The sequence below is a fragment of the Zooshikella sp. RANM57 genome (assembly GCF_050749885.1).
Classification (GTDB): domain Bacteria; phylum Pseudomonadota; class Gammaproteobacteria; order Pseudomonadales; family Zooshikellaceae; genus Zooshikella.
Genome location: NZ_JBOIUB010000007.1, coordinates 292766 through 306107, shown reverse-complemented (window position 1 = coordinate 306107; position 13342 = coordinate 292766). Strand labels below are relative to the sequence as shown.

Sequence of the window (13342 nt, the reverse complement as noted above, 5' to 3'; positions counted from 1 at the left end):
CACGAATTACTTGATCATTTGTTAAAGAACTTTGGTTAAGCGCTGGTCTCAACCAAGGCCGGCTATTCTACTGCCTCGCCTTGTTTTGTCAAGCCGTGTTTTAAACTTTATTTTCAAGCTCAAACACACCTCAACTCGCCTCTCAGCGGCCGCGCATTCTAGCGCACTGGGTAACTTTGTCAACCTCTCCTTTTTCCGTCGTCTTTTTAAACGACGTTTGACGCGTATCAATCGCTAACCGCCTTTTAAACTAAGGGGTTAACTTGCTGCGTCGGAGGCTTGAAAACCGTTACCGCTGAAGTGGGGCGCATTATAAGGAGCTGACTTAAAAGGTCAACTCCTTTCTGCTGGTAATTTATAAGTATAAATACTAAATCTTATCAGGCAAGGAATATTGCGAAGTTTCTAAGGCATTTTTTTCATAGCAAGATACTACTGATAATTCAAAGTAACTAATCCAAAAAATGCTTTAGAACAAAGCTTCAACACCCTCATAAAAAAGAAGCATTGATTACGTGCTAAGTTTTTAACTAGCAAACACTCTCAAATAAATGATACTTCTTCTTGCCCATCCGGGTGATAAAGAAACGACCATATAACGCATGCTTTCCAGAGAAGACTTCATCTATCTTCATATTGTCATCCATCGTCAATGGACGCCCATTAACCAAGACAGCTTTCCTTCCTAGCGCATCTTTGACAGCTTTACCAGAAGAAGCAAGCTCGCTTTCAACACATAGCTGAATAAGTGACTTTTCTTTAAAGTCTGTATCTGCGAGTAAAGTACATGGAAGCCCATCTTGTTTAAGTTGCAACAAATCATCTTCAGACAATGAATCAAGCTCTCCACTAAATAAAGCCTGACTGATTCGCTCAGCAGCTTTACACCCATCTTCACCATGCACTAAACGGGTAACTTCTTGAGCAAGTACCTTTTGAGCTTGTTTTGCTCCTTGCGCCTGCGCATCCTCCAATTCTATTTGGACAATTTCTTCAATAGGGAGAAATGTGAAATACCTTAAGAAACGATATACATCGGCATCAGCAGTATTTATCCAAAATTGGTAAAAGGCATAAGGTGAAGTTCTGTTTGCGTCAAGCCAAATCGTACCAGACTCAGTCTTACCAAATTTAGTGCCATCTGACTTAGTAATAAGTGGTAATGTCAGTCCGTAAACCTGTGCATGATGTAGACGACGCGTTAAGTCAATTCCTCCAGTGATATTTCCCCACTGATCACTCCCCCCAAGCTGCATAGTACAACCATACTGCTTATAGAGTTCTGCAAAGTCGTACGATTGCAGTAGCATGTAGGAAAACTCAGTGTAAGAAATACCTTCACCTTCACGCTGGATACGCTGCTTAACTGATTCTTTGTTAATCATCATATTTACAGCAAAGTGTTTTCCAACATCACGTAAAAAAGTCAGCACATCAAGCTGTTTTGTCCACTCATAATTATTAACAACGCGAGCTTGTGAAGCCCCACTGTCAAAGTCGATAAATCTTGACACTTGCTGACGAATTTTTTCTGTCCATTCTTGAATGATCTCAGGCGTATTGAGCTTACGTTCAGCTGCTTTAAAGCTAGGGTCGCCAATCATACCTGTAGCACCACCCACCAGAGCGATTGGTTTATGCCCTGCTTGCTGAAAACGGCGTAATGCCAAAAGCGGAACCAAGCTACCAATGTGCAAGCTGTCTGCAGTAGGGTCAAACCCACAATAGACAACTCTAGACTGCTCATTTAAATGAGCATGCAAGTCATCCTCGGCAGTCATCTGAGCGATTAGCTGTCTATTTGTTAAGTCATCAATCAGTGGATTTTGATCCGCAGACATTGTTCAACCTTATATTTCGTCTTACCTGATAAGAAAGCGACCAATTTTAATGGCCCTAAAAGCATAAAGCTATAGCCTTAACCGAAGTTACGTATTTCAAGCTACTTAATTTCAACCATTTACTCAACAAGACTATTTAGCTCAACATTCACAACCCCAAAACACTCATCACCGTTAAATTAAGGGGAGAATGACTCTTTACTCCACAATACAGCATTAGTAGTGCCTAAAATAAGTCTCTTGGCTTATCAAACACGGTGAGTGTGCCTTAATAGGTTTCTGTTCGTCAGATAAATACTGCAGTTTATGAAAAAAATATGACGTTCATAAAAAGGCGACAAACGGCTTTTTTCAGCAAGTAGCTCGCTTTGGTCTTCATTTTCAATAACTTAATGGAATTTTTTAGTAATTAAACGATCTACGTTGTATTAAGACTTTTTGATATAAGCTTTTTTCGACTACATCACATTTGAATATTTGTTTATACTTTGGGCATTTACACCTATCACTGAACAAGGCGCTGTAAGAACATCATGAAAAAAGCTGATTTAACAGTAACAGGAAAGCAGCGATTTCCAAGACAGCATTTGGTGATTGCTGGCGCACTTGCCGTAGGGATAGGGTTTTCAATTAGCTTTCTTCCAGCAGACAAAACAGAGCAAACCAACAATACTACTGTTTCCGCACAACAAGCAGATGATCAAACGGCTACGGTAGCCTCCAATGCAACAACCGCTTCTCAAGATCAAAAAGCAAGTACCGTTCAAATAGCTACTCCGCAAAAAACGGAGAATTCATCTGTAAAACCAGCTTTGAAAACCCAGACAGATACGGTAACTCAAACTGATAAACCCATTCATGTAAAATTAGGTATTGATAATCCTGATGATGTGATGCTGCCAGTGTCAGTATCACAACCCTCTGCGCTAACAACTCCTAAGCCAAAAAACACGATTATCAACAGTCAATTACAATCAAAGCCAGTACCTCAGGTAGCCAATCAAACTGAAGGCAGTTGGTTTACAATTAAGGTTAACCCAGGTGATACCTTATCAACGATATTTTCCCGTCATGGCTTAGGCGTATCTAAACTTTATAGTTTGATTAATAGTGGGCCAGAAGGAAAATCTTTAGCCAAGATCCGCCCAGGCCAGTCTCTAGAGGTATACACATTTAAAGGCAAGTTAGAAAAAGTCCGATTTGTGCGTAACAAACTGGAAAGTGTTTTATTTACGGCAAAAGAAGATGGCTATCATGCTGAGAAGATTAAGCTCAAACCAAATGTCCGTGCAAAAGTAGTTTCTGGAAAGATTAATCACTCTCTTTTTCTTGCGGGTCGTAAAGCTGGTTTATCTCATAAGATGACTATGCAATTAGCCAACATTTTTGCCTGGGATGTCGATTTTGCACTTGATATCCGTAAAGGAGATTCCTTCAAAGTTGTTTATGAAGAGAAATACCTTGATGGTGAAAAAATTGGTGAAGGCAATATCCTTGCTGCTGAGTTCAACAACCGTGGTGAAGCATTCACTGCAATTAATTATACTGACTCTGATGGTGCAAGCGACTTTTATTCCCCAGAAGGCCGTAGCATGCGCAAAGCCTTTATTCGTACTCCCGTTGAGTTCTCTCGAATCAGTTCTAAGTTTAGTCTTGGGCGCAAGCACCCCGTTTTAAACCGTATTCGTGCGCATAAAGGTGTTGACTATGCAGCCCCTCGCGGCACACCAATACGAGCAGCAGGTAATGGTAAGGTAGTTTTCGCTGGACGAAAAGGCGGTTATGGCAAGGTTGTTATCCTTCAACATGGAGAGCAGTACAGCACACTTTATGCACATATGAATCGCATTGGCAAAGATATTCGTGTTGGTTCACGAGTTCAACAGGGTGATTTAATTGGTGCTGTTGGCTCTACAGGACTAGCGACAGGTCCACATTTACACTATGAATTCCGTGTAAGTGGCGTGCACAAAGACCCCTTGAAAGTCAAACTACCCAAGGCTATGCCAATTGACCGCAAAGAACTGGCTAATTTCAAACAACAGGCTAAAAGTATGCTGTCATTACTTAAGAATGCAGAAAATACAGCTATAGCACTGAAACAAGAGTAAATGACATCTCCTTTATACATTGGCTTAATGTCAGGAACCAGCTTGGACGGCCTTGATGCCGTCCTTGTTGATTTAACCTCTTCACCAGGCAAACTGATTAACTCAGCACACCTGCCTTATACCGATTCTCTTCGCCATCAACTGCATACCCTTTGCCATGCTACACATTACGATGTTCATTTATTAGCCCAAGCAGACCAAGATATTGGCTTATTGAGTGCTCAACTCATCAACAACCTACTCAGTAACGCCAAAATAGAAAGTACAGAAATTGAAGCTATTGGTAGCCATGGACAAACTATACGACATTACCCACAACTAGGTTTTACCCACCAGATTGGTGACCCTAATATAATTGTTGAATCCACAGGCATCACCACAGTTGCTGACTTTCGGCGAAGAGATATTGCCGCTGGTGGTGAGGGTGCTCCCCTTGTGCCGGCATATCATGCATACGCACTAAGTCACCCTGATACTACACGTTATATTGTCAACATTGGTGGTATGGCCAATGTAACAGTACTGCCTCCACTTACAAAAGCTACCGAGTTTAATGTTCAAGGCTTCGATACTGGCCCAGGAAATGTACTGTTAGATGAATGGTGCCGACAGCATTTAAGTTTGCACTTTGACAAAGATGGACAGTGGGCTTCGTCTGGTAATCCTATTCCTGAACTTTTAAATCACTTTCTGCAAGACCCTTACTTCAAAACACCTCCCCCCAAAAGTACTGGGCGTGAGTATTTCAATACTTCATGGCTTAATCAGCACTTACATGATTTTTCACAATATAGTGCAAATGATGTACAAGCCACTCTCATCTTTTTGACAGTAAAAAGCATCATTAATGCCATCGAACAATTTGGTATAGGCTCTGGTGACATTTTTATTTGTGGTGGTGGTGCTTATAATTCATTTTTGCTAGAGATTTTTTCTCAGGCGTTACCTAACGGCTATCAAATGTACACAACAGATGAGCAAGGTATCCCTGCTAATTGGCTGGAAGCAATTGCCTTTGCTTGGCTGGCAAAACAAACACTAAATCATAAAACTGGAAATATCCCCAGCGTTACCAATGCTAAAGGACCTAGAATACTAGGTGCTATTTATTATCCCTGAAACACATCCACAGACGGTTTACCTTAAACTTCTATAGAAGAAGTGACGTTCATTTTCATTCTGATTAAACATCAAGCTAACCACTAGTCATTTTTTAATGTGTTTTTTAGCTTTTTTCTTTTCTAAGGTAATTTCGTATGAAACTTGCAATTTTTAATGCTCGACCCTATGACGAAGCATTCTTTATCAACTGCAATAATAAAATTGGCTTAGACTTGCACTTTTTTGAAGCTCGAATGTCACTCGAAACCTATAAGCTAGCAGAAGGTTTTCCTGCCATTTGCGTATTTGTTAATGACATTTTGGACGCAGATGTACTTCAAGGGCTAAACGAAGTAGGCACCAAATTCATCGCGCTACGATGTGCTGGGTATAACAATGTCGATTTAACCCATGCGAAAGAATTAGGAATTCGTGTTGCCAGGGTTCCTGCCTATTCTCCTGAGTCAGTCGCTGAGTACACCATTGGCCTAATGCTGACCTTAAACAGAAAAATACATAGGGCCTACAATCGGGTTAAAGAAAATAACTTTGATCTTGATGGTTTTATGGGATTTGATTTCCACAATCGAACGGTTGGGGTTGTCGGTACAGGTCGAATTGGTTTCGCAGTGATACGCATACTCCATGGGATAGGATGCAAAATATTAGCTTACGATATACAGCCCAACCCTGACTGTCTGGCCTTAGGTGTTGAATATGTTGAGCTACCCGAATTATTTAAAGCATCTGATGTGATTACATTACACTGCCCACATACAGATGAAAATCATCACTTGATTAATGCTGACTCACTCAAGCTCATGAAAGATGGCGTAATGATTATTAACACCAGCCGGGGTGGGCTAATAGATACTAACGCCGTGGTTGAGGGCTTAAAAACAAGAAAAGTCTCTAACCTGGGGCTAGATGTGTATGAGTATGAGCGGCCATTACTCTATCAAGATCACTCAAATGAAGTGTTACTGGATGACATGTTCAGCCGCTTGCTTACTTTCCCAAATGTTATAATCACAGGGCACCAAGGCTTCTTTACACATGATGCACTGGAGTCTATTGCACATATTACACTAGAGAATGTACACCGCTTTTACACAGAAGAGCCACCTCAAAATGAGCTGTTTTAGCACCAGTGAGGGAACATAGGATAGCCATGTTCCCTTCAAATATGTGCTTATGCTTTTATAAAGAGAGGAGAATTTACACTGGACTTTAGATAGAAAAAGAGGAACCACAGCCACAAGTCGTTGTGGCATTAGGATTGTTGACCACAAACCGAGAGCCTTCCAACCCTTCTTGATAGTCAACTTCAGCACCAACCAGGTACTGAAAACTCAAAGGATCTACCACAAGCAGCACACCATCACGCTCGACTTGAGTATCATCGTCTGCCATTTCTTCTTCAAAGGTAAAACCATACTGAAAGCCTGAACAACCTCCGCCCGTCACAAAGACGCGCAATTTCAGCTGATCATTACCCTCTTCTTCAATGAGGTCTTTCACCTTGGCGGCTGCAGCAGCTGAAAAGTTGATGGCAACGGTTTCATTTGGGTCAAAAGTCTCAACGGTCATTTATGCTCCACATCCATCATCGCAACCCTGAATGAATATTATCCAAGTAACCAAGTGTTTCCGTCAACTTTTTCCTTGCATATCACAAGAATCATTTCTCACAAAGCAGCAAACCAAGCTTCTTGCTTACACTGCTCTTTGATAAATGACTCTATGATGCACCCTCTACCACAGCTTGAGCATTCACTGTCAATGCAGCAACAGATTTTTTCTTGACCTTATCATCTGCTTTTGGTCTATATTCAAGACTACCATTCACCTGAGCCCCTTTAACCATCTCTATCTGATTATAGTAAACGTTCCCAGCTACAACGGCTTTCGAAGCCAGCTCCAAATGGTCAGAAGAGTATAGGTCTCCTGTCACAGTACCGTTAATGACAACATTAGGCGCTCTAATATCACCTTCAACAATTCCTCGATCGGCCAAGCGAACTAAGCCATCCTGCCCAGTTACATTGCCCTTGACTCGTCCTTCTATTTGTAAAGCCCCCGTAAACTGTATATCCCCAAACAGTACAGTACCTTTCGATATTAGTGTTATATTTTCGCCATGCTTATCAATGCTTGTACTTTTTCTTTTATTACCCTTGCCCCACATTTAACTGGGCCTCCTTCTTCCACATAAATTTCTTTTCTACCCGTTTGGCGCCAGCACCTGTTTGCTGTGCTTCAACCAATACATATTCAGGCTCAAACCCTTCAGGTAAATCCATGATGCCGAAATGGCCATCCGGGCCGGGTATTTCCTGATAGTATACAAAACCAAGCTTGATATCTTTTGAGTCTACATTTTTCGAAATTTGATTTAATGGTATTTCTTGATGAATACCCGCTTTTTTACCAACAATCGTTACGTTTGCAAAACCATTGAGCTTATTGTGGCGTTTAGCTATTTGAGTCAACCTTAATTTATACTGAAACTGACGTGGGTTATCTGTAGCTTTAAGCTCAAACTTTTGTATGCTCAAGCCTTTGGCTTGATCCGTTGGTTGCATGATGCTTTTTAGAAAACTCACTTCTTGCTCTAGCTCAAGATTTTCTGCCTGTAATTTACGCAAATGCTGACGAATACTTTCATTGGTATGCTGATCTATTTGTCGACTCCGCTCCATTACAGCAAGCTTCTGCGTCAAATCAGCTATTTTGTCATCCTGATCATCAATTAAATCTTTCAACTGTCCTGTTTCATACTCCACAGCATATTTCGCTTCAACACCGACAAATTGTCCAATGTAAAAACTTGCAGCCCCAACAGCCAATAGTATTAACCAATATAATAAATGCGCCAGTAGTCGTCTGACAGGATGGTACGGAACAACTACCAAACGTTCTTGTTTGCTTCCTTTTACCGCAGTCATAATCACTCCTGCAATCTAGGGCAATACTGCCGTTACCTGTAAGCCCAATTGCTCTGGAAACCCGAGCATAATATTCATATTCTGAACTGCCTGACCTGCAGCCCCTTTAACCAAGTTATCTATAACCGATAGCACCACAACGGTATCTTTCTGGAATGGCTGATGCACAGCTATTCGACAAAGATTACTTCCTTTGACACTTCTTGTTTCAGGGTGGCTGCCTACAGGCATCACGTCAACAAAAGGTTCATTTAAGTAGTGCTGAACAAACAGCTCCTGCAAATTTGTCCCTGTTACTGTTAACTTGCTATAACATGTTGCGTGGATCCCTCTAATCATTGGCGTCAAGTGAGGTACAAATGTAAGCGCAATCTGTTGCCTATCGACCTCACCCGCATGAGCCAAGCCCTGAACAATTTCAGGTAAGTGTCGGTGTCCGGTAGCACCATAAGCTTTAAAGTTCTCACTTGATTCACAAAGTAAAGTGCCCACATTGGCCCCTCGTCCAGCACCACTTACACCAGACTTGGTATCAGCTATTAATGCCTGTAAATCAACTAACTTGTGCTTAACTAGTGGTAATAAAGCCAGTTGAACAGCCGTTGGATAGCAACCAGGGTTTGCAACCAACTGTGCGCCTTTAATTGACTGACGATTAATTTCAGGTAAGCCATACACCGCTGCAGCAAGTAATTCTGGACATTGATGAGGTTGCCCATACCACTCAGCCCATTGTTCTGCATCTTGTAACCGAAAATCTGCGGCTAAATCTATCACTCGTACACCTTTAGCAAGCAAGCTTGGTACTTGCTGCATCGCTACACCATTGGGTGTTGCAAAAAAAACCAAATCACAATCTCCCAAAGGTGCTTCTTCAGGGCTATCAAAGCGCAATGAGGTTATTCCACGTAAATTAGGATAGAGTTCTGCTACTTCTCGACCTTGCTCTGCTCGTGAAGTAATGGTAGCAACCTCTGCTTCAGGATGAGCCAACAACAAGCGTAATAACTCAGCACCGGTATAACCAGTCCCACCCACAATACCAATTTTTTTCACACCAACCTCTATTTACGCAAACTAAAGTAGATCATACCCTTAAGAAAACGTATTTTAGCATTATTCAATAAATTGTCCTGAAGGTATTCAATCAGTATACAACGAAGAAAACTGTCATGTAGTCATTCAAAGTAGATGACGAACACGATAATATACCTTTTAATAATCTAAATTGGGCCACTCACTTATTAGACTTTTAAAAAAATGATTGCCTATTCATAGAGCCTACTTTCAGTATTATTAGTAAATTACCAAAACATAATCATATACATCACTGGTAATATTGATAAGCAACGCTACGGAAAACGCTTATTTGATTCAAGGAAGTAAGCATAACCATTATGAGCATTTTGATTTTCTGCTAGACCAAATAGGGGTGTCACCGCGCTCACCTCAAAACCAGGTAAAAGCTTTAGTGAAGTACATGTTAGTCGCTTCATAGCAAAGCGTCTGAACCATCATAATGTGTTACCTGCTTCATCAGTCAGTAGCGCGCTTATTCAATATACTCTTGGTTAAATATGATAAAGGATAGATTTCGTTTACCCACACTAGAACGCTTTCGGCACCAAGTTGCGGATGTCAATGCATTGCCTCAACTGGCTATATTAGGACTTTTCTCTGGTTTATTTTCTGGCATGGTGGTTATTCTGTTTCGTCATGCTGTTGAACTGCCCTTACAACATATACTGCCTAATCTAGATGACGAAAATTTTGAAGGCCTCACTTTACTTGAACGCATTGGGTTACCAGTTTTCGTTGGCATATTACTTTTAATCGTCCTTTACAAAGTAAAACCAAAATATCTACGGGTAGGTATCACGCATGTCATAGAACGGCTTGGCTACCATCAAGGGCACTTGCCTATAAAAAATATGCTCGTTCAGTTTTTTGGAGGCAGCCTTGCTATTATTTCTGGCCAACCTGTAGGGCGTGAAGGCCCTGCCGTTCACCTCGGCGCAGCGTGTAGTAGCTTACTCGGCCAGTGGTTAAAACTACCCAACAACAGTATTCGTACACTTGTGGGGTGTGGTGCAGCGGGCGCCATTTCTGCAGCATTTAATACTCCCATAGCTGGCGTCATTTTCGCGATGGAAGTTATTATGATGGAATATACCATCGCTGGTTTTACGCCCGTTATTCTGGCCGCAGTGACGGCAGCCGTACTTTCTGAAATGGTTTATGGTATGGCCCCTGCATTTAGTGTTCCTCCCATGTTCCTCACTTCACTTTGGGAGCTGCCTCTTGTTGTTGTCGTTGGTATTATGGCTGGAATAATAGCCGCAAGCTTTACTCACTTGGTTCAGCTAACCTGTCAACTTCGTTCACGCCCTCTTTGGCAACGTATCATTCTCGCCAGCTTGTTAACGGCTGTTTCTGGAGCGTTCTTACCTGAAATTATGGGCGTTGGTTATGATACTGTGAATATGACACTGTCAAGCGCTGTTCCTCTGCAGTTACTTTGCTTTCTAGTGATCGGTAAGCTTTTAGTGAGTAGCACTATTTGTGGACTTGGACTACCTGGAGGCCTTATTGGTCCAGTACTTTTTATAGGCGCGTCTCTTGGTGGGGCATTAGGTATTGCAGGAGGTTTTCTAACCGATGCCTCAGGCTCACCTAGTGGATTCTATGCCATGCTAGGAATGGGGGCGATGATGGGGGCTGTACTTCAAGCACCATTGGCTGCACTGATGGCAGTATTAGAGTTAACTCAAAACCCACATATCATTTTGCCCGCAATGCTTGTCATTGTTGTCGCGAGTATGACCAGTAAATACTTTTTTAAAAAGCCATCCGTCTTTTTGGCACAATTACAGGCGCAAGGCTTAAACTTTCGCAATGACCCATTATCACAAGCATTACAAAGAACCAGTGTCTCTTCGATTATGGAGCGTCAATTTGTGCGCCTGGCACGCCACTGCTCTTTCGAAGAAGCTAGTCAGGCATTAGCCACCAAGCCTATCTGGATTGTCATTGACACAGATAAACCAGAAGCTATTTTACTTGCTGCTGACTTAGCACGATATCTTGACCAAATTCAGGAGGAGACTGATGATGAGCACGAAAACGATAATATCGATTTGTTAGCATTACCTGGTGAGCGTAAAGATATTATCCCCCTCTATATCCAGGCAACATTACATGAAGCCTTAGAAAAGCTCGATCAAACGCAAGTCGAAGCGTTATACATTACCAGCGTCAGCGCCCCAATGATTAACAGAATAAACGGTATTGTCACACGCAAAGCGATTGAACGTTTCTATCAATTCAAACACTGATTTTTACCCATGCTAAAGGGAGTATTATGCTCTGGATTAAAGCGTTACATTTAATTGCTATGGTGTGCTGGTTTGCAGGGTTATTTTATCTACCAAGACTGTTTGTTTATCACGCTATGGCAGAAGATACAGCAAGTCAAACTTACTTTAAAACCATGGAGCGAAAGTTATACCGAGGTATAACCACTCCCGCAATGATTGCAACACTGGTATTTGGTATATGGCTGTTAAGCTATAACTGGCAAGCCTATCTGCAAATGGGCTGGATTCACGCCAAATTATCTTTAATTGTTATGTTAATTATTTACCACTTTACCTGTGGATACTTTGTTAAAGTATTTCAGAATAATAAAAACAAACGTGATCATGTTTATTATCGTATTTTTAATGAGATTCCTGTATTTCTACTGATCGGCATCATTATTCTTGCCGTTGTTCGACCTTTTTAAATATAAAAACTTTCAAAAATATGCGCTTGGAAAAGCGCATATTATAATGCCTGCAATTTCTCCAATGCTTTTTCTGCATCAGCCATATCAGGATTGATAGATAACGCCTGAAGTAAAAAGTACTTCGCTTTCTCAACATTTTTCAAATCACGATAGAAGATACCTGCTTGATAGTTAATATTGGCATCTTGCGAGCTTTCTGAAACATACTCCTTAATTAAGTTTAGGGCTTCTGGCGTCTTACCTTGAGCATGATAAATCCATGCTAATAGCTGTCTGTACTTTTTATTTTCTGGCTCAAGCATCACGGCAGTACGTCCCCACTCAGATGTGCGATCCATAGGCACCAGTTGCTTTTGACTAAGCCCCAAGCTTGCCAAATTAAAGTAGATTTCGGCATTTTCCGGGTTATCTTCCTGTAATGACTGATAAGCAGTTAATGCCTTTTGATATTGCCCACTAAGAAAATAAACTCTTGCTATTTTTAATTTAGCTAATACATTATTATTTTTTTCTTTCGCTACATTCTCATACGCTTTCAGTGCATTATTCCAATCTCTTTGTAGTAAATAACTATCCCCTTGTAAAATAAAGGCATTACTGTATTCAGGAAATTTACCAAGTAACGTTTTTGTCCTGTTAATCGCCTCTATAAAGTGGCCTTGTAAATATGCACTTTGTGCTAACGCCCAAAGCGGCTCAATTCGTTCAGGAGAAAGCTCATTTGCTTTATTCAGATTATATTCAGCTTCATCATATTTTTCGAGTCGAAGCAACGCGGCTCCAAGCGCAAAACGAGCACCTCCGTGCTCAGGAAAAAGAACAATTGCACGTTTGTAGTAATCTACCGCTAATGCAGGTTTGTTAAAAACATTCATATATAAGTCACCCGCATCAATCTGAGCAACAAATAATGTTGGATCAAGCTTTTCAGCTATAAGCAAGTGACGTAACGCTTGTTGATGTTTTTGCTGAGTAGAATAGCTCCTGGCTATTGCAGCATGTAATCTTGCATTTTTGGGATAATTTTCTACCCCCTGAATAAGTAGCTCATGCATTTCAGGATAGTTTTTTTGATGCAAATATATTTCAGCCATTAAAATATAATAATTTACATTTTCAGGGAAGTTTTCATGGAGTCGTTCAATTACAACCTTCGCCTGAGTATATTGCTTACTTTGCAATAACTGCTTCGCTTCATTGATGAGTTTCTGTTGGCTAAATGAGTAAGGATGGCTATATGGCAACGCTTTAATTGTTGATGAAGTTGCATGTGGTATTAACACACTTAATACCAGCCATAACGATAGTTGTTTTAATTTCATTACATTTCCCTTAGCCAGCAAGTTACGTATTTCAACTTTTCTAACTAATAAAGGGCATGTTTTAGGCCAGCCAATATATTTTTTTATAATTCAGATAGTTAGCATTTAATAAAAAATTAACAAAAAGAAAATTGTAAAATTCATAAACAAATTTATTACACATGCAACGTTCAACAAAAAACAATTATTACTCAACTATTTTTTAAACCATACAATTCAGACATATAAAAAA

General features: G+C 40.7%; 11 protein-coding genes. 5 read left to right on the top strand and 6 right to left on the bottom strand.

All coding sequences use genetic code 11. The features are described 5' to 3' along the window. Nucleotides 1-530 precede the first annotated feature (530 nt). Entirely contained in the window at nt 531-1841 is a 1311-nt protein-coding gene (gene tyrS / locus ACQ96U_RS16645; RefSeq protein ID WP_431722381.1) for a tyrosine--tRNA ligase, read from the bottom strand. A gap of 533 nt (nt 1842-2374) precedes the next feature. Between tyrS and ACQ96U_RS16640 the strand changes: the two genes are divergently transcribed. From ACQ96U_RS16640 to ACQ96U_RS16630, 3 genes are all read left to right on the top strand, one after another. Then, the gene (locus ACQ96U_RS16640; protein ID WP_431722380.1) at nt 2375-3952 is read left to right on the top strand and encodes an OapA family protein; all 1578 of its coding nucleotides are present in this window, start codon (nt 2375-2377) and stop codon (nt 3950-3952) included. Continuing rightward, the gene (locus tag ACQ96U_RS16635) at nt 3953-5071 is read left to right on the top strand and encodes an anhydro-N-acetylmuramic acid kinase (protein ID WP_431722379.1); all 1119 of its coding nucleotides are present in this window, start codon (nt 3953-3955) and stop codon (nt 5069-5071) included. A 137-nt stretch (nt 5072-5208) separates the two neighbouring features. Beyond that, complete coding sequence (locus tag ACQ96U_RS16630; RefSeq protein ID WP_431722378.1) at nt 5209-6198, top strand: 2-hydroxyacid dehydrogenase; 990 nt, start codon at nt 5209-5211, stop codon at nt 6196-6198. 85 nt (nt 6199-6283) lie between these two features. Here ACQ96U_RS16630 and erpA read toward each other — a convergent pair whose 3' ends face one another. The 4 genes from erpA to argC form a co-directional block, all read right to left on the bottom strand. Then, entirely contained in the window at nt 6284-6643 is a 360-nt protein-coding gene (gene erpA / locus ACQ96U_RS16625; RefSeq protein ID WP_431722377.1) for an iron-sulfur cluster insertion protein ErpA, read from the bottom strand. Nucleotides 6644-6794: 151 nt separating this feature from the next. Beyond that, entirely contained in the window at nt 6795-7241 is a 447-nt protein-coding gene (locus tag ACQ96U_RS16620; RefSeq protein WP_215818682.1) for a bactofilin family protein, read from the bottom strand. Next, complete coding sequence (locus tag ACQ96U_RS16615) at nt 7225-8001, bottom strand: DUF6776 family protein (protein WP_431722376.1); 777 nt, start codon at nt 7999-8001, stop codon at nt 7225-7227. The genes ACQ96U_RS16620 and ACQ96U_RS16615 overlap by 17 nt, the downstream gene beginning before the upstream one ends. A 15-nt stretch (nt 8002-8016) precedes the next feature. Continuing rightward, nucleotides 8017-9057: an N-acetyl-gamma-glutamyl-phosphate reductase gene (gene argC / locus ACQ96U_RS16610; protein ID WP_431722375.1), complete on the bottom strand. Its 1041-nt coding sequence runs from the start codon at nt 9055-9057 to the stop codon at nt 8017-8019. A 521-nt stretch (nt 9058-9578) separates the two neighbouring features. Here argC and ACQ96U_RS16605 point away from each other — a divergent pair. Together ACQ96U_RS16605 and hemJ are read left to right on the top strand one after the other, a co-directional pair. Continuing rightward, entirely contained in the window at nt 9579-11336 is a 1758-nt protein-coding gene (locus ACQ96U_RS16605) for a chloride channel protein (protein WP_431722374.1), read from the top strand. 26 nt (nt 11337-11362) lie between these two features. Next, entirely contained in the window at nt 11363-11785 is a 423-nt protein-coding gene (gene hemJ / locus ACQ96U_RS16600) for a protoporphyrinogen oxidase HemJ (RefSeq protein WP_431722373.1), read from the top strand. A 41-nt stretch (nt 11786-11826) separates the two neighbouring features. Here hemJ and ACQ96U_RS16595 read toward each other — a convergent pair whose 3' ends face one another. Then, entirely contained in the window at nt 11827-13110 is a 1284-nt protein-coding gene (locus ACQ96U_RS16595; protein WP_431722372.1) for a tetratricopeptide repeat protein, read from the bottom strand. Nucleotides 13111-13342: the final 232 nt, after the last annotated feature.

Bases quoted from the DNA above. Each gene is read 5' to 3' on its own strand.
- tyrS (WP_431722381.1), bottom strand. From the start codon at position 1,841: ATGTCTGCGGATCAAAATCCACTGATTGATGACTTAACAAATAGACAG.
- ACQ96U_RS16640 (WP_431722380.1), top strand. From the start codon at position 2,375: ATGAAAAAAGCTGATTTAACAGTAACAGGAAAGCAGCGATTTCCAAGA.
- ACQ96U_RS16635 (WP_431722379.1), top strand. From the start codon at position 3,953: ATGACATCTCCTTTATACATTGGCTTAATGTCAGGAACCAGCTTGGAC.
- ACQ96U_RS16630 (WP_431722378.1), top strand. From the start codon at position 5,209: ATGAAACTTGCAATTTTTAATGCTCGACCCTATGACGAAGCATTCTTT.
- erpA (WP_431722377.1), bottom strand. From the start codon at position 6,643: ATGACCGTTGAGACTTTTGACCCAAATGAAACCGTTGCCATCAACTTT.
- ACQ96U_RS16620 (WP_215818682.1), bottom strand. From the start codon at position 7,241: ATGTGGGGCAAGGGTAATAAAAGAAAAAGTACAAGCATTGATAAGCAT.
- ACQ96U_RS16615 (WP_431722376.1), bottom strand. From the start codon at position 8,001: ATGACTGCGGTAAAAGGAAGCAAACAAGAACGTTTGGTAGTTGTTCCG.
- ACQ96U_RS16605 (WP_431722374.1), top strand. From the start codon at position 9,579: ATGATAAAGGATAGATTTCGTTTACCCACACTAGAACGCTTTCGGCAC.
- hemJ (WP_431722373.1), top strand. From the start codon at position 11,363: ATGCTCTGGATTAAAGCGTTACATTTAATTGCTATGGTGTGCTGGTTT.
- ACQ96U_RS16595 (WP_431722372.1), bottom strand. From the start codon at position 13,110: ATGAAATTAAAACAACTATCGTTATGGCTGGTATTAAGTGTGTTAATA.